This is a genomic window from Sphingomonas sp. R86520 (genome assembly GCF_042466285.1).
Lineage (GTDB): Bacteria > Pseudomonadota > Alphaproteobacteria > Sphingomonadales > Sphingomonadaceae > Sphingomonas.
The window spans coordinates 3,680,124-3,696,497 of record NZ_JAXHBZ010000001.1; the positions used below are offsets into that span (position 1 = coordinate 3,680,124).

Below are 16,374 nucleotides of genomic sequence, written 5' to 3' on the forward strand. Positions count from 1 at the left end.
CTTTGCGGCTGTTCTAGCTGGCTGTTTTGGCAGAATCCACCGGGTAAAACGTATAGCTGAGCGTGATCGTCTGGATATCGGCGGCATCCGGGTCCGTCAGGATCTTCGGATCGACGAAGAAGATCACCGGCATCCGCGCGGTCTCGCCGGGCTTGAGCGTCTGCTGGGTGAAGCAGAAACACTGGATCTTGGTGAAATACTTGCCGGCCTGCGCGGGCTGGACGTTGAACGTGGCGGTGCCCGTCAGCGGCTTGTCGGAGGTGTTGGTGGCGGTGAAGAACGCCATGTCGCGCGCGCCGACGTCGATCGTGTCGGAGCGATTTTCCGGCGTGAACTTCCACGGCAGCTTGGGGCTGACATTGGTGTCGAAGTCGATCGTGATCTGGTGATTCACCGCGCCGGGTGCGGCGAGCCCGCGATTGGTGGTGCCGTTGAGACCGGTCGCGGCGCAGAACAGGCGGTAGAGCGGCACGCTGGCCCAAGCGAGCCCGGTCATGAAGCAGATGAACAGCACCGCGAACGCCGCGGTGCGGTTGGTACGCGACATGGCCCGCCAACCGGCCATCAGTGCGGCATCCCCGCGCGGATCTTGGCGATCGAGATCGCGAAGACGAGGATTACGAACGCGCCGAGCAGCAGCGCCATGACTCGCGCCCGCCCCCGCTGGCGGCTGCGGATCAGGTCCGACTGGTTCGGGTCAGGCACGCTCATGCGAACCACCGGTCGACGACCAGCGCGCCGAACATAACGAACAGATACAGGATCGAGTATTTGAACAAGGCCTTCTCCGGCTTCATCAGGTCGTCGGCATGGGTAGTGCGCCTGGCGACGCGGACCGCGAGCAACGCGAACCAGCCGGTCAGCAACACGGCAGCGATACCGTAGATCGGACCGGTCAGCCCGAGCGGCCAGGGCAGGATCGCGACCGCCGCCATCGGGATCGTGTAGAGGCCGATCTGCGTCCGCGTGGTCCGTTCGCCCGATACGACGGGGAGCATCGGCACGCCTGCGGCGGCGTAATCGCTCTTCATGAACAGCGCGAGCGCCCAGAAATGGGGCGGCGTCCAGAGGAACACGAACAGGAACAGCAGCACCGGCAGCAGCGCGATATCACCGGTCGCCGCGGCCCAGCCGATCAGCGGTGGGAACGCGCCGGCGGCGCCGCCGATAACGATGTTCTGCGGCGTGCGGCGCTTCAGCCAGACTGTGTAGACGAGAACGTAAAACAGGATCGACGCGGTGAGGATCGCGGCGGCGACGATATTGACCGCGAATCCCATGAACAGGACCGAGAACGCGCCGAGGCCGACGCCGAAATGGAGTGCCGCCTGCCGGTCCATCCGGCCATCGGGAAGCGGGCGCTTCTGCGTGCGTCGCATGACCGCGTCGATGTCCGACTCGTACCATTGGTTGAGCGCACCCGCGGCCCCTGCGCCGAGCGCGATGCAGAGGATCGCGGTGAAGCCGATCACCGGGTGAACGCCGACAGGCGCGGCGAGCATGCCGCACAGGCCGGTGAAGACGACGAGTGTCATCACGCGCGGCTTGGTGAGCGCCAGGAAATCGCGCCAATGCGCCGGTGGCAGGAGGGGAGTAGCAAGAGTCATGGTTCGGGTATGCTATACGCGCTCGCGGGGATTGGGGAAAGGCGTGGTTCGCGGACCGCGCGCGGGCAGGCGGGCGCTGCGCTCCGTAGCGACAGCGCGGTGATCTCCAAGCGTGAGTGGAGTGGTCTCGTTTCAGCGAGGCGTTAACCACTGCCGCGGTATCGTTCGCGCCATTATGGTCATGGCTCCCGATCTGTCGACGCTCCGCCTGTGCAGCATGCTCTCCAGCTTTGCCTTCGCCGTCGTGTTCCTGGCGCTGTGGCACGGCAATCGCGAGGCGCGGTATCTGGGGCACTGGGCGGCAAGTTCGGTCATCTACGTCGCGGTCATGCTGGCGTTCGAGATCTGGCCGCCGCCGTTCGGGATCACCTTAGGCTGCGTGCTGTTCGCGGCATTGTCCGGATCGAACGTGTTCCTGCTGTCGGGTGTCCGGATCCTCGAGGGGCGCGCCGCCTTCGCGCGGTGGATGGTGGTGCCCAGCCTGGTGTCGATGCTGTGCTTCGCCGGCCCATATGCGCTGCGGGTTTCGGGCGTGCCTGTTTCGACTGCGACCGGGTCGGTGGTCGTCACGGCCGGCCTCGCGTTCGGAATGACGGTGTTCGGCATGGCCCTGTTGCGCGGTGCGAAGCGGAACCATGTCGATGACGGCGCGCACGACAGCGCGCGGGGACGGCGGATCGCGGGGCTGGCGCTGCTCGGCTATCTGCCCGGCTATGCGCTGTCGATCGCGGCGACGCTGACGCCGTTCGACGGGATCAACACGCTCGCGATGTTCGCGATGCTGTCGGACCAGGTGTTGCTGGTCGTCATCAATCTCGGACTGCTCGCGATGCGTGGCGATCTGGCGATGGGGCAACTGCGCGAAAGTGCGGCGCGCGACGGGCTGACCGGCGTGCGCAACCGGGCGTGGCTGACGGCGAACCGGCACCGGCCGGCGATCGCCAGCGCAGCGGTGGTGATCGTCGATGTCGACCATTTCAAGCGCGTCAACGATCGTCATGGCCATGCGGCGGGGGATACCGTGCTTCGAACACTTGCCGAGCGAATGGCGGCGTTGTGCGAACCCGTGAACGGGCATGTGGTGCGCCTCGGCGGGGACGAGTTTCTGGTAATCCTGCCGGGCGCAGCCGACGCCGACGTGAGGGGGTTTGCCGAGCATGCGCGCCAGTTGGCGGGCCGTCCGATAGCCGAGGCGCCGAGGATCACGATCAGTCTGGGCGTGGCGGTGGCGCAGGGTGCAGCGCCGACGCTCGGCGATACGATGGCAGAGGCGGACCGGGCCATGTACGCTGCCAAGGCGACGGGGCGGGACCGAGTGGCGGCGTAACGAAAAACGCCCCGGATTTCCCCGAGGCGTTTCCTTTGTGGCTGGCTCGACTTGGGAGCAGGTCCCGTGTCGTCGGATCCGGCTTTGCCGCGCCGGCCGGGCGGGGGCCTGATGGCCCTTATCCGCGTCAGTCGATCTTCGGCAGGGTCTCGAACTGGTGGTACGGCGGCGGCGAGGAGATCGTCCACTCCAGCGTCGTCGCGCCTTCGCCCCAGGGGTTATCGCCGGCCGGCTTGCCCGCGATCAGCGACCAGATCAGGTTGACGAAGAACACCGCCATGCCCGCAGCCATGATCATGTAGCCGACCGAGGCGACCGTGTTCCAATGCTCGTACTGCGGCGTGTAGTCCGGAATACGGCGCGGCATGCCCTGGAGACCCAGGAAGTGCATCGGGAAGAACATCACGTTCACGCCCACGAAGAATACCCAGAAGTGCAGCTGGCCGAGGAACTCGTTGTACATCTTGCCGGTCATCTTCGGGAACCAGTAGTAGAACCCCGCGAACAGCGAGAATACGGCACCAAGGCTCAGCACGTAGTGGAAGTGCGCCACCACGTAATAGGTGTCCTGCATGTAATCGTCGATGCCGCCATTGGCGAGCACCACGCCGGTCACGCCGCCGACGGTGAACATAAAGATGAAGCCGATCGACCACACCATCGGCGTCTTGAAGGTGAGCGATCCGCCCCACATCGTCGCGATCCACGAGAAGATCTTGATGCCGGTCGGTACCGCGATGACCATCGTCGCCGCGGTGAAGTACATCTTGGTGTTCACGCTGAGGCCGGTGGTGAACATGTGGTGCGCCCACACCACGAACCCGACGACGCCGATCGCGACCATCGCATACGCCATGCCGAGATAGCCGAAGACCGGCTTGCGGCTGAACGTCGAGATGACCTGGCTGACGATGCCGAAGCCGGGCAGGATCATGATGTAGACTTCGGGATGGCCGAAGAACCAGAACAGATGCTGGTACAGGACGGGATCGCCGCCGCCGGCCGGGTCGAAGAACGTCGTGCCGAAGTTGCGATCGGTCAGCAGCATCGTGATCGCGGCCGCGAGCACCGGCAGTGCCAGCAGCAGCAGGAACGCGGTGACCAGCATCGACCACACGAACAGCGGCATCTTGTGCAGCGTCATGCCCGGCGCACGCATGTTGAAGATCGTCGTGATGAAGTTGATCGCGCCGAGGATCGACGATGCGCCCGCGAGATGCAGCGCGAGGATCGCCATGTCGGTCGAGGGGCCAGGCTCGCCGTACGTCGAGAGCGGTGCGTAGAGCGTCCAGCCGTTACCAGCACCACCGAAGAACGGCGAGGCCAGCAGCAGCGTGAAAGCGGGGATCAGCAGCCAGAACGACACGTTGTTCATGCGCGGGAACGCCATGTCCGGCGCACCGATCATGATCGGCACGAACCAGTTGCCGAATCCGCCGACCATCGCCGGCATGACCATGAAGAACACCATGATCAGGCCGTGTGCGGTGATCAGCACGTTCCAGAGGTGGAGCGATTCGTCGAGGCTGGCGGGGCCGCCGTGGAGCATGCTCGCCCAGCCCTGCAGATACTGGATGCCGGGATGCGCGAGTTCGGCGCGCATGAGACCCGAGACCGAGCCGCCGATGATCCCCGCGACGATCGCGAAGATCAGGTACAGCGTGCCGATGTCCTTGTGGTTGGTCGACATGAACCAACGCGCGAAGAAGCTCGGCTTGTGATCGGTATCGTGATGATGATCGTGCGCTTCGTGCGAAACGAAGGCCGACGGGTGGAGAGCGGTGTCGGTCATCTTACTGTCCCGCGTTGCCGGCGCCGGCCGGGTTTGAGGTCGCGCCCTGCGTCGTCGCGGGCGCTGCGGTTGTTACGTTCTCGACCGGGCCGGTAGCGTTGGCGGTTTCCGCGGCCTCCTCGACCTTCGCGGCGGAGCCGTCGGCACCAGGCTGGGGGATAACCTTGTCGGATGCCTCGCCGGGGGTCGGCATCGTGCCGCCCTTGGCCTTTATCCAGGCAGCGAATTCGGCCGGGCTGACCGCCTCGACCGCGATCGGCATGTAGCCGTGGCGCGCGCCGCACAGTTCCGAGCACTGGCCGAAATACAGGCCGGGCTTGTCGATCGTGAAGCTGGTCTCGTTCAGGCGTCCCGGAATCGCGTCGAGCTTGATCCAGAAGGCAGGGACGGCCCAGCTGTGGATCACGTCGTTGGCGGTGGTGATCAGCCGGATCGGCACGCCCACCGGCAGGACGATGCGGTTGTCGGCGGCGAGCAGCTTCGGACCGTCGGCATCGGTGCGGGCGCGCTCGCCGGCAGCGACGTCACCCTTTTCCTTCAGCATGTTGGCGGTGATCTCGAAGCCGCCATTGTCCGGGTATTGATAGGTCCAATACCATTGGTTGCCGATCGCCTTCAGCGTCACCGCTCCGGACGGCGCCGGCTTGAACTGCGCCTGGAGCAGGCCGATCGACGGGACCGCGATCAACACCAGGATCACGACCGGAAGCAGCGTCCAGAGGATTTCGATGAAGGTGTTGTGGCTGGTCTTCGACGGCACCGGATTGGCGGCGCGGCGATAGCGGAACGACACCCAGAAGAGCAGCGCGAGCACGAACAGCGAGATGACCGTGATCGTCGGCACCAGGATCGAATTGTGCATCCAGTGCGCGAACTGGCCGTTCTTGGTCACCTGCGGCTGGAGGCCGAACAGGCCGTCGGTCGGCTGGCCGATCATCGGCTTGACCGTCATCGCCGGCGCACCGTCCATCGCGAGTTCGGGGCTCGACGGGTTGGCGGTCGGCGTCGCCGCGGCCGTGGTCGGCGCGGTGTTCGACACGCCGGCCGGAGCAGCGGCTGCCTGCGGTGCTGTTGGTGTGCTCGAAGGCTGGGCCGCATGCCCGGCGACACCACCGAGACTCGCCAGTGCGAGCCCCGCTGCCATCGCAAATCCTCTCATCCCCATCTTGCGCATCGTTTTTCTTGACCCCGGTTTATAGCGAACCCGATATCACGGACGCGCGGATGTCTGCTTATCATTTTGCGGCAGCATACCCGGCAGGAGGGTTCGCCTCAAGCCTTCTCCGACCGTTCATTAATGAACCAGTAGTCGTTGCACGTGGTTTCACGCGCTCGTATCAGCGCGAACAGACCATTTGGAGCGATGACCCGCGATGACCGAAGACGACGTGCTCGCCGAATTCCGCGCTGCCGAAGCGTTGCTCGAAGGGCATTTCATCCTGTCCTCGGGCCTGCGCAGTTCGCGCTACCTGCAATGCGCGCGGGTGTTGATGGACCCCGCGCGCGGTGCGCGTCTGTCTGAGGCTTTGGCGGCGTCGATCCCGGCCGAGTTGCGTGCGCAGATCGATATCGTGGTCTCGCCGGCGATGGGCGGCGTCATTGCCGGCCACGAGATGGGCCGCGCGCTTGGTGTCGAGGCGGTATTTCTCGAGCGGCCCGACGGCGTGTTCGAACTGCGCCGCGGGTTCCGGCTCGCGCCCGGTCAACGCGTGCTGATGATGGAGGACGTCGTCACCACCGGCCTGTCGTCGCGCGAGGCGATCGCGGCGATCGGGCGTGCGGGTGGCGTGACCGTTGCGGCGGCGGCCTTGGTCGATCGCTCGAACGGGACGGCGGATCTGGGCGTGCCGTTCTTCCCGCTGATCCGGCTCGACGTGCCGACCTATCCGGCCGATGCGCTGCCGCCCGAACTGGCGGCGATCCCGGCGATCAAGCCTGGCAGTAGGGCCGCGGCATGAGCCCCCCCGGCAACGACCACCTGCGCCTCGGCGTGAATATCGACCACGTCGCGACCGTGCGGAATGCGCGGGGGGCGGGGTATCCCGATCCGGTGCGCGCGGCGCTGGTCGCGGCGGCGGCGGGGGCGGACGGGATCACTGCGCACCTGCGAGAGGATCGCCGGCACATCACCGACGACGACATCGCGCGGCTGTCGGCCGATCTGACGATCCCGCTCAACCTCGAGATGGCGGCGACCGACGAGATGCTCGGCATCGCGCTGCGCCACAAGCCGCACGCGGCCTGCATCGTGCCCGAGAAGCGCGAGGAACTGACGACCGAGGGCGGGCTCGACGTCGCCGGGCATTACGACCGGATGGCGCGGCTGGTGGATGCACTGGCGGGGGCGGGCATCCGCGTCTCGCTGTTCATCGAGCCCGACGCGCGCCAGATTGAGGCGGCGGTGCGGCTCAAGGTGCCGGTGATCGAGCTGCATACCGGGCTGTACGCGGAACTGTCGGGCGAGGCGCGCACCGCGGAGCTGCGACGGCTGACCGATGCCGCGGCGCTGGCGGCGAAGAACGGCATCGAGGTGCACGCGGGGCATGGGCTGACCTATGACAACGTCGCGCCGATTGCGGCTATCCGGCAGGTTCGGGAGCTGAACATCGGGCATTTCCTCGTGGGCGAGGCGCTGTTCGTCGGGCTCGGCGAGGCTGTGCGGCTGATGCGCGAGGCTATGGATGCGGCGCGGTGAATTAGAAAGTTTGTTCACGCGGAGACGCGGAGACGCGGAGCAGAAGGGGTTTGTTGGGAGCCGTCCTGCTTGCTTCTCACCTTCGCCGCGCTTGCGGCTCTCATACTCTCCGCGTCTCCGCGTCTCCGCGCGAACACATTCTCTTGTCTTCCGACTCCAGGCGTCGCGATGATTATCGGGCTTGGGTCCGACCTGTGCAACATCGAGCGGATCACAGCGTCAATCGAGCGGTTTGGCGATCGGTTCGAGCAGCGGGTGTTCACCGATGTCGAGCGCGCGAAGGCGGCGCGGCGACCTTTTACGAAGGCCGGGACCTTGGCCAAGCGGTTCGCGGCTAAGGAGGCGTTTTCGAAGGCGGTCGGCACCGGGTTTCGCGCGGGCGTGTTCATGCGCGATATCGGCGTCATCAACGCCCCGAGCGGCGCGCCGACGCTAGCACTGACCGGAGGCGCCAAAGCGAGGCTTGACGCGTTGACCCCCGAAGGCCACGCCGCACGCGTGCATTTAACCATGACCGATGATCATCCCTGGGCGCAGGCCTTCGTGATCATCGAAGCCATACCCTTGATATTCCCGGACATGGGCCAGGACATGAATCGATGAAGGACGCTGCGTTGGACGGCAACGAGTTCCCCGAGAAGCCTGTCGCGGCAGCTCACACGACGGCGGCCGATGCAGCCGTACCAGCCGGCACCACGCCGGACACGACGACCCGCCGCCGCGGCACCGATTGGTGGGGCGAGGTGAAGGGCATATTCTGGCTGATCCTGGTCGTGCTCGGCTTCCACAGCTTCATCGCCAAGCCCTTCTATATCCCCAGCGAATCGATGCTGCCCGGCCTTCGCATCGGCGACCGGCTGGTGGTGACGAAGTTCGCGTATGGCTGGTCGTTCGTGTCGCCGACGATCCCGAACCCCGTAGCGATCTTCAAGGGCGTGGTATTGCGCGAGCCCGAGGATAGCTGGAGCGTGTCGCTGCCGTTCATGCACGGCCGGCTGTTCGGCTCGCTGCCGACGCGCGGCGACGTGGTGATCGTGACGCCGCCCGGCACGCACAACGACTATATCAAGCGCGTGATCGGCCTTCCCGGCGACAAGCTGGCGGTGCGTGGCGGGATCGTGTTCCTGAACGGCGTCGCGGTGAAGCGGGGTCCCCTCCACGACAAGCTGATCCCGGTCGATACCAACAGCCCGTGCAGCGACATCGACTATCCCGGCGCGAAGGAAACGCTGTCGGACGGGCGTGCGATGTGCCGCCTGCCGACCTATACCGAGACACTGCCGAACGGCCGTCGCTACGAGACGATCGACCTCGAGCCCGACAGCCAGGGTGACAATTTCGCGGAGATCACGATCCCCGCGAACCATGTCTTCCTGATGGGCGACAACCGCGATCGCTCCGCCGACAGCCGCTTTGCGTTGAGCCAACTGGGACTCGGCGGGCCGGTGCCGTACGAGAATCTCGGCGGGCGTGCGGAGTTCATCACCTTTAGCCTCGACGGCGATGCGACGTTCAACCCGTTGAGCTGGTGGGGTTCGCTCCGCTCTGACCGCGCCGGCACATCGCTCCATCCCGCCAAGGCGAATTGATATGGCCGAGCCACAGGCGGTCACCGAGCTCAGCCCGGTCGAAATGCGCGATCCGTTCCTGCGCAAGGAACTGAAGCGGGCGCTGATCTGGCTGGGCCTGGCGTGCGGGATCGCGTTGCTGATCGTGCTGGTCCAGCCATTGCTGATCATCTTTGCGGGCGTCGTGTTCGCGGCCTTGCTCGATGGCGGCGTGCGATTACTCGGGCGGGTGCTGCCGATCGGGCGTGGCTGGCGATTGCTGATCGTCGTGTTGCTGACCTTCGCGTTCCTGATCGGGACGTTCGTGCTGACCGGCGTGCAGGTGACCGAGCAGGTAACGCAGCTGCGCTCGACCCTGGAGATGCAGGCGAACCGCTTCACCGGGTTCCTGTCGTCGCACGGGGTCATGCCGGGCGCGTCGGACGTCAACGGGATCGTCAAGCAGGCGCTCGGCTCGGTCGGGCGCGTGACGTCGTGGGTCGGCACCGCGATCGGCGCGATCACCAGCATGTTCATGATCCTGATCCTGGGGCTGTTCATCGCGATGGATCCGGGCACCTATTCGCGCGGGCTCGAATGGATGGTGCCGCTCGACCTGCGGCCCGAGTTCGCCCGGACGCTGGTGAAGATGGGCGACACGTTGCGCAAGCTGCTCGCCGGGCGCCTGCTCGGCATGGCGGTCGAGGGTGTCGCGAGCGGCATCGCGCTGGCGGTCGGCGGCGTGCCGATGGCGATGCTGCTCGGCATCATCGCGGGCATCCTGGCGTTCATCCCGAACGTCGGCGCGATCGTGACCGGCGTGCTGATGGTCGCGGTCGGGTTCAGCGCCGGCGTCGATACGGGCTATTGGGCGATCGGCACGTACCTCGTGGTGCAGACGATCGACGGATACGTGATCGTGCCGATGGTAGCGAAGCGCACGGTGGACCTGCCGCCGGCGCTGACGCTGGGGGCGCAGATCATGGCGAGCGCCTTGTTCGGGATACTGGGGCTGGCGCTGGCCGACCCGATGACGGCGATGATCAAGACCGCGCTCGAGCGGCGGTCGGAGCGGGAAGAGGAGCAGGTCGAGGCGGGTGAGATGGAAGCGGGCGCGACTGCCTGAATTTATCCATCACTCTTCGTGTCATCCCCGCGGACGCGGGGACCCATACCGGCAAACCCCTGAAGATATGGGTCCCCGCCTCCGCGGGGATGACGGACGGTGGGGCGGAGTGACGTCAATGAGGCGCAGGCTAAAAGGGTAGGGATTACCGCCTTACCAATTGGTCGAAGAGCGCGAGGTAGCGGGCGGCCGAGTCCGTACCGGGTTGCGGAACCGCCTGCGGCCGTTGCGCAATCGGCGCTAGCCACGCGTCCAGCGCCGCGACCAACGCTGCGGCGTCGTCTCTCGCAATAACCGTACCGCGGTCGGGTTGGTCGATAATCTCCGCCACCGCCGCGCTCGAGTCGGTCGAGATCACCGGCGTTCCCACCGACAACGCCTCTCGCAACACACCCGGTACGCCTTCGTAATCCGACGTCAGCGCGAGTACCGTTGCACGAGCCATCACTGGTAACGGATTGCTGCTATGGCCGAGCAGAAGGACTCGGCCCGGCAAACCGAGCGAACGGATTTGCGTCTCGATAGTCGCGCGTTCGCTGCCATCGCCGAGAATCACCAACGGAATGGCCTGGTCCTTCAGCAGTGGGAGCGCGGCGATAAGCCGGTCCCAGCGTTTTTGCGGCTCCAGCCGCCCGACGCCGAGGATGAAACGATCGGGCAAGTCCGGTAGCTCACTCGAGGTCGAGTCACTCGGAATCGACACCGCCGGCGGATTGGGGATGACGCTCGTCCGCCCGACCATCCGCGTCGCCACCGCGGCCTCGTCCGCCGTCGCCGGAGTCATCGCGACGAGGTGGTCGAGGAAGCTGCCGTGGCGCGCGAGCCAGACCTGGTGCGCGGCGTGCATCAACCGGCCGTGATCGGCCCGCGCTGGCGCGTTGGACATCTTGGCGACGATCGGCGGGCATGCCTTGCCAAGCCGCAGCCGGGTCCATGCCGCGATGCCGGTATAAAAGTTACCGGGGCAGAAGAGGACATCCGGCGCGAGGCGGCGGACGACTCCCGGCAGCGCCAGCAGCCGCGAGGGCGCGATGATCTCCAGCCCTTCGGGCAGTTCCGCCGCCAACGGACCATCGATGTCCTCGATCGCCAGCGTCACCCGCCGTCCCGCCGCCAGCCAGCCCCGCGCGAGGCGGAGTTGCGCACGCTCAACGCCACCGCCGCGCAGGTCCTCGGCATAGGTCAGGATGTGCCGGGCGATCGGTGGTTCGCTCAGGGCTGACATACGGGGGTCATCATAACGCGCGATTGGTAGAGCGGAGATCGCGACCGAATGAAACCGACTTTAGGTGCACGCGGGCGGACGGGCGGCTATTGGGCCGACCGACAGGCGATGGAATGGCTTGAGGACCGGCGATTGAATACGCGTGCCAAAACTGCCGACCCGGAAGGCTATGCGGATCTCGCGCGCGCCGGGCTGGAGCCGCTGAAGACGATCGGCAGCCGCTGGCCGGCAATCATCGGCGCGGTGCTGACGCTCGCGATGATCGTCGGGCTGGGGCGCGCGCTGCTTGGCCACGGACTCGCCGGTCTGTCGCGGTCGGTACCGCACGACCCGCGGTTCTATTTGTGTTTCGGCCTGCTCTACATGTCGCCGCCGACCGGGGATTATGTGATCTTCCGCCGGCTCTGGAACATCCCGCTTGGTGGCCTCGTCGCGCTGATCAAGAAGCGGATCGCGAACGAGGTCGTGTTCGGATATTCGGGCGACGCGTATTTCTACGCATGGGCGCGGGCGAAGGCGCGAATGGTCGCGTCGCCGTTCGGCGCGGTGAAGGACGTCACCATCTTGTCGGCGATCGCCGGGAACGCGATCACGCTGCTGCTGGTGGCGATCGCGCTGCCGCTCGGCCGGCACCTGCTGACGCACGATCAGTTTCGGACGGTACTCGGCTCGGCGGGCGTGACGCTCGCGATATCGCTGCCGTTCCTGCTCTTCTCGAAACGGGTGTTCTCGCTGCCGCGGGGAAAGCTGTGGTGGGTGTTCGGCGTCCACTGCATCCGGCTGATGTGCGGATCGCTGCTGATCGCGTTCGCGTGGCATTTCGCGTTGCCGGGCGTGCCGGTGGGCATGTGGCTGTTCCTTGCCGCCGGGCGCCTGCTCGTGTCGCGCCTGCCGCTGGTGCCCAACAAGGACCTGTTGTTCGCCAATGCCGCGATCCTGTTGATCGGGCAGGATCAGGCGCTGTCGGAATTGATCGCGTTTACCGCGGCGTTGACGCTGCTGGTGCATGTCGCGTTGATCGTGGCGTTCGGCGCTCATGCCATCGCCGAGAGGAGTCGCGCATGATCCGATATGCTCTCGCAGGCGCGCTGGCGCTGGTAGATCCGGCGAGCGCGCAAATGCTTGGCAGCGACGCGGCGGCCTGTCGGTCGGGCGAGGGCCCGGCAATCGCGGTCGAGATCACCGGGTTGAAGGACCGCACCGGCGAATTGAAGCTCGAACTCTATCCGGGCGAGGAAGCGGATTTCCTGAAGGATGATCATGTCCTGATCGCTGCGGGCAAGACGTTCCGGCGCGTGATCGTGCCGACCCCCGCGACCGGACCGACGACGATGTGCATCCGGGTACCGCGGCCAGGTCGCTACGCGCTGTTGTTGACGCATAATCGCGACGGCAAGAACAAGTTCAGCATCTGGACCGACGGCGCCGGGTTCGCGAGCAATACCAAGCTCGGACGGTCGCGACCCAAGGTGGGTCAGGCGCTGGTCGAAGTCGGCGCGGGCGTGACGACCGTCCGCATCACCGCCCAATATCTGCGCGGTCTCGGCGGCTTCGGACCGATCGGCTGATGTCGGCCCGCGCATGAGAATCGTCGACGTCAACGAGTTCTACTCGCCCACCGGCGGCGGAGTCAGGACCTATGTCGACCGCAAGATGGGGATTTTGGCAGACCTCGGCCATGAGTTGATCGTCGTTGCTCCGGGCAGGGAGGACCGCGTCGAGGAGCGGCCCGGCGGTGGCCGGATCATCTACCTCAAGTCGCCGGGAATGCCGTTCGATCGCAACTACGGGCTGTTCTGGGACAGCGCGGCGATGCACCGGGTGCTCGACGAACTCGATCCCGACGTGGTCGAATCATGCTCGCCGTGGCGGCCGGCGTGGTTCGTCGGGGACTGGGAAGGACGCGCGGTGAAGGCGTTCTTCATGCACAACGACAATATCGCGGCATACGCACATCGCTGGTTCGCGGGTGTGGCCAGCCATGACCAGATCGAGCGCGGGTTCGCCTGGTACAGTCGGTACATGCGGCGGTTTCTCGAGAAATACGACGTGGTCGTCACCAACGGCCCCGCGCTGGAGAAGCGGTTGCGCGCGCGGGGACTGCGGATCGACATCGCGATGCCGCTCGGGATCGAGCGCGGGCATTTCTCGCCGGACCTCCGCGACACGCGGTTGCGCGCGGCGTTGCTGCGGCAGTGCGGGTTGCCCGAGGACGGCATGCTGTTGCTCGGGCTCGGGCGACATCACGGCGAGAAGCGCTGGCCGCTGGTGGTCGATGCGGTGGCGCGGGCGGGATCGACGCTGCCGGTCGGGCTTATCCTGATCGGCGCGGGGGCACAGACCAAGGCGATCGAGCGGCGGATCGGCGGCTCGCCGCACATCCGGATGTTCGCGCCGGTGTATGATCGCGAGCGGCTCGCGCGGATCATGGCGAGTTGCGATGCGCTGATCCACGGGTCGGAAGCGGAGCCGTTCGGGCTGGTCGCGTCGGAGGCGATGGCGTCGGGACTCCCGTTGATCGTGCCCGATTCAGGGGGGTGTGCCGAGGTCGCCGATGCCCATGCCAGCGAACTCTACGCGGCGCGCGATGCCGGGAGCGCGGCGGCAGCGATCGGGCGGTTGTTCGCCCGGGATCGCGCGTTGCTGCGGCGCGCGGCAGCGGTGGCGGCGCGGCATGTGCGGAGCGACCGGGAGCATGCGGTGGAACTCATCGACTATTATGCGGGGCTGGTCGCGGCGAAGCAGGGCGCGCGACGTACAGCGTGAAGCGGGTGCCGCGGATCGGTACCGCTCGATAGCCCCGGTTGATCGCGTAAGTGGCGAGCGTTGCGTCGATCCGGTCGTCGCCACTGCTCCACGCGCCTTCGCCACCGATCAGGATCGCGGGCGGCTGGCCGAGTAGGGCGATCCGCGCGTGCGAGACCAGGCGGTGCTGGCGTTCCTGACCTGCGTTCAGGAGCGCGACGCTGCGGAAATAGAAGGGGCCGGCGGCGAAACGCGGGTCGATCGCGCGGCCGGGGAGGAATTGCGGGGAGAGCGTCGCGACCGGGCCGCTGACGTGCTCGCGGTCCAGCGTCTCGCGAATCATGGCCGCATCGCGCATCGCGTCGAGCATCGGAATGCTGCCGCTCGCCACGGCTTCGACAGTGGGGGCGAGACCGGCGCAGGCGAAGACGACCGCGACGATCCGCATCGCCTTGCCGGGCGGGTGCGCGTGCCAGACCAGCGCGAGCCGGACGAACAGCGCGGGCAGCATCGGCAGGAGATATTGCCGCCACGTCGGCACCGGCGCGAGCGCGGCGATCAGGCCAGCCAGGATCAGCAGGTCGAGGATCCTGTGCCAGCGATCGCGTTTGCCTGCTGTGGCGATGATCGCCAGCAGCGCGGGGCCGAGCGCGAGGAACTTGAGGATGTCGATGATCTTGGCGGTGTTCGACAGCTTCCACGGGTGGGCCAGGTACCATTCGGCGGGCGCTTTGCTCGGGAAGTCGATCACCCCGAACAGGAAGCCTTCCGGCGATGCGACGAACAGCGCCAGCGTGAAGAGCGCGAACGGCATCGCGCCGAGCAGCGTCCACCACGGGCGCCGGCTGCGTCTGAACAGCGTCCAGGCTCCGTAGGTCAGCGCGGGGAGCGCGTAGGAGATTTTGGCGGTCGCGGCGGTGGCTAGCAGGGCGCCGATCAGGACGGCGTCACGGCGGCTGGCCTCGCTGCGCGCGGTACGGACGATCGCGGGTAAGGCTAGCGCGAGGCAGGCGGCGGGGAGCGCATCGTTGCGCGCGGTGCCGATGCTGAAGAGGAGGATGTCGCAGGTCGCGAACAAGGCGGCGGCGATGGTTGCGGCGCGGGGGCTCGCACCGCCGATGCGAGCGGCGCGGTGGATGGCGGCGATCGTTGCTGCGCCGAGAAAGGCATTGGTTATGCGCAGGGCTGGCCAGGTCCAGGTGCCGGCGATGAGCGCGATCGGGGCGAACAGGTACGGCTGCAGCGGAGTCTGCAGGTAGGCGAAATGGCGGTAGGGGATCAGGCCGTGCGCGGTGAGAATCGCCGCGGCGACATACTGGCTCTCGTCGTGATCCATGGGGCGAAGGAGTGCGAGGGCGGTGAGGATCATCGCCAGCGCCGCAAACGCCGAACAGGGTTGGCTACGACTGTCGCCCATTATTCTGCACCACCCCGGCGGAGGCCGGGGCCCAATTGAGGGCCGGTTATGGTTGAGGATGGCGCTTCGTTACCTTGGCTTCCCCAATTGGGCCCCGGCCTTCGCCGGGGTGGGGTAGCCGCGGGCACGAGTCAGGCTTTTACCGCGGTCAGGAAGTAATCGAGGCTGGTCGAATCGCTCAGCGTGAACCCCGTCGCCGGCGAGAAGCTCAGCCCGCGCGTATCCGTCACGCGGAGACCGGCGTCTTTCAGCAGGGCGGTCAGTTCCTCGGGCGTGAGGAACTTGTTCCAGTCGTGCGTGCCCTTGGGAATTACCCCGGCACCTTCCGCCACGGTGATCATCGCCAGTCTAGACAACGGCGTCCGGTTGGGTGTCGACAGGATCAGCAACCCGCCTTCCGCCAGTGTTCGTGCGAGGCCGCGGACGAAGCCGGCGGGATCGCTGACATGCTCGATCACCTCGAGGCTGGTGACGAGATCGAACGCGCCGACCAGCCCCTCGACGCCGCCTGCGCGGTAGTCGATCGCCAGACCGCTCTGCGCTGCATGTATCTCTGCAACCATGATATTTTCGGGCGCCGCGTCGATACCGGTTACCGCTGCGCCAAGCCGGGCGAGCGGTTCGCACAGCAGCCCAGCGCCACAGCCGACATCCAGCGCAGTCTTTCCTGACAGCGGGGTAAAGGTCGAACCGTCGCCACCCCAATGCGCGTCGACCTGCTCGCGGATATAGCGCAGGCGCGGCGGGTTGAGCTTGTGGAGCGGGGCCGACGAGCCTTTCGGATCCCACCAGTCCTTCGCCATCGTGCCGAAGTGCGCGGCTTCCTTCGGATCGATTGTTGCGCCCATTACGGTGTCACTTGCCAGTATCATGCGCGCTACCTATCAGGGCCG

At 66.4% G+C, this 16,374-nt stretch carries 17 protein-coding genes; 9 read left to right on the forward strand and 8 right to left on the reverse strand.

The window, feature by feature from the left end:
• Nucleotides 1-13: 13 nt before the first annotated feature.
• Genes SJY41_RS16955 through SJY41_RS16965 form a run of 3 tightly spaced genes read right to left on the reverse strand, consistent with a single transcriptional unit; the run spans nt 14 to nt 1,607 of the window.
• Nucleotides 14-565 carry a cytochrome c oxidase assembly protein gene (locus SJY41_RS16955; protein ID WP_380783391.1) on the reverse strand — a complete coding sequence of 184 codons (552 nt, stop codon included), beginning with the start codon at nt 563-565 and terminating at the stop codon, nt 14-16.
• Entirely contained in the window at nt 565-711 is a 147-nt protein-coding gene (locus SJY41_RS16960; protein ID WP_380783392.1) for a hypothetical protein, read from the reverse strand. The genes SJY41_RS16955 and SJY41_RS16960 overlap by 1 nt, the downstream gene beginning before the upstream one ends.
• Nucleotides 708-1,607: a heme o synthase gene (locus SJY41_RS16965; protein ID WP_380783393.1), complete on the reverse strand. Its 900-nt coding sequence runs from the start codon at nt 1,605-1,607 to the stop codon at nt 708-710. Before SJY41_RS16965 ends, SJY41_RS16960 begins: the two co-directional genes overlap by 4 nt.
• A gap of 181 nt (nt 1,608-1,788) precedes the next feature.
• On the opposite strand from SJY41_RS16965, the gene SJY41_RS16970 reads away from it, so the two are divergent.
• Nucleotides 1,789-2,934 carry a diguanylate cyclase gene (locus SJY41_RS16970; protein WP_380783394.1) on the forward strand — a complete coding sequence of 382 codons (1,146 nt, stop codon included), beginning with the start codon at nt 1,789-1,791 and terminating at the stop codon, nt 2,932-2,934.
• Between the two features lie 127 nt (nt 2,935-3,061).
• On the opposite strand, the gene ctaD is transcribed toward SJY41_RS16970, so the two are convergent.
• Both ctaD and coxB read right to left on the reverse strand, forming a co-directional pair.
• Nucleotides 3,062-4,726, reverse strand: coding sequence for a cytochrome c oxidase subunit I (gene ctaD, locus SJY41_RS16975; protein ID WP_380783395.1), 1,665 nt, complete (start codon nt 4,724-4,726; stop codon nt 3,062-3,064).
• 1 nt (nt 4,727) lies between these two features.
• Entirely contained in the window at nt 4,728-5,870 is a 1,143-nt protein-coding gene (coxB, locus tag SJY41_RS16980) for a cytochrome c oxidase subunit II (protein WP_380783396.1), read from the reverse strand.
• Nucleotides 5,871-6,099: 229 nt separating this feature from the next.
• Here coxB and pyrE point away from each other — a divergent pair, with 229 nt between their 5' ends.
• From pyrE to SJY41_RS17005, 5 genes are all read left to right on the forward strand, one after another.
• Entirely contained in the window at nt 6,100-6,684 is a 585-nt protein-coding gene (gene pyrE / locus SJY41_RS16985; RefSeq protein WP_380783397.1) for an orotate phosphoribosyltransferase, read from the forward strand.
• On the forward strand, nt 6,681-7,421 hold the full coding sequence (locus SJY41_RS16990) for a pyridoxine 5'-phosphate synthase (RefSeq protein ID WP_380783398.1): 741 nt from the start codon (nt 6,681-6,683) through the stop codon (nt 7,419-7,421). The genes pyrE and SJY41_RS16990 overlap by 4 nt, the downstream gene beginning before the upstream one ends.
• A 168-nt stretch (nt 7,422-7,589) precedes the next feature.
• A complete protein-coding gene (gene acpS / locus SJY41_RS16995; protein ID WP_380783399.1) occupies nt 7,590-8,024 on the forward strand; it encodes a holo-ACP synthase in 435 nt (144 codons plus the stop codon).
• On the forward strand, nt 8,021-9,010 hold the full coding sequence (lepB, locus tag SJY41_RS17000) for a signal peptidase I (protein ID WP_380783400.1): 990 nt from the start codon (nt 8,021-8,023) through the stop codon (nt 9,008-9,010). The genes acpS and lepB overlap by 4 nt, the downstream gene beginning before the upstream one ends.
• 1 nt (nt 9,011) lies before the next feature.
• Nucleotides 9,012-10,094 (forward strand): AI-2E family transporter, encoded by a 1,083-nt coding sequence (locus tag SJY41_RS17005; protein ID WP_380783401.1) that lies wholly within the window; start codon nt 9,012-9,014, stop codon nt 10,092-10,094.
• A gap of 145 nt (nt 10,095-10,239) precedes the next feature.
• Here SJY41_RS17005 and SJY41_RS17010 read toward each other — a convergent pair whose 3' ends face one another.
• Complete coding sequence (locus SJY41_RS17010) at nt 10,240-11,319, reverse strand: glycosyltransferase (RefSeq protein ID WP_380783402.1); 1,080 nt, start codon at nt 11,317-11,319, stop codon at nt 10,240-10,242.
• A gap of 48 nt (nt 11,320-11,367) precedes the next feature.
• Here SJY41_RS17010 and SJY41_RS17015 point away from each other — a divergent pair, with 48 nt between their 5' ends.
• From SJY41_RS17015 to SJY41_RS17025, 3 genes are read left to right on the forward strand one after another with little or no spacing between them, the layout of a single operon-like run.
• Nucleotides 11,368-12,384, forward strand: coding sequence for a hypothetical protein (locus SJY41_RS17015; protein WP_380783403.1), 1,017 nt, complete (start codon nt 11,368-11,370; stop codon nt 12,382-12,384).
• Nucleotides 12,381-12,887 carry a DUF2141 domain-containing protein gene (locus SJY41_RS17020; protein WP_380783404.1) on the forward strand — a complete coding sequence of 169 codons (507 nt, stop codon included), beginning with the start codon at nt 12,381-12,383 and terminating at the stop codon, nt 12,885-12,887. Before SJY41_RS17015 ends, SJY41_RS17020 begins: the two co-directional genes overlap by 4 nt.
• Before the next feature lie 13 nt (nt 12,888-12,900).
• Nucleotides 12,901-14,085: a glycosyltransferase gene (locus tag SJY41_RS17025; protein WP_380783405.1), complete on the forward strand. Its 1,185-nt coding sequence runs from the start codon at nt 12,901-12,903 to the stop codon at nt 14,083-14,085.
• Here SJY41_RS17025 and SJY41_RS17030 read toward each other — a convergent pair.
• Together SJY41_RS17030 and ubiG are read right to left on the reverse strand one after the other, a co-directional pair.
• On the reverse strand, nt 14,027-15,481 hold the full coding sequence (locus tag SJY41_RS17030) for a DUF2029 domain-containing protein (protein WP_380783406.1): 1,455 nt from the start codon (nt 15,479-15,481) through the stop codon (nt 14,027-14,029). The genes SJY41_RS17025 and SJY41_RS17030 overlap by 59 nt on opposite strands.
• A 131-nt stretch (nt 15,482-15,612) precedes the next feature.
• Nucleotides 15,613-16,353 carry a bifunctional 2-polyprenyl-6-hydroxyphenol methylase/3-demethylubiquinol 3-O-methyltransferase UbiG gene (gene ubiG / locus SJY41_RS17035; RefSeq protein ID WP_380783407.1) on the reverse strand — a complete coding sequence of 247 codons (741 nt, stop codon included), beginning with the start codon at nt 16,351-16,353 and terminating at the stop codon, nt 15,613-15,615.
• Nucleotides 16,354-16,374: the final 21 nt, after the last annotated feature.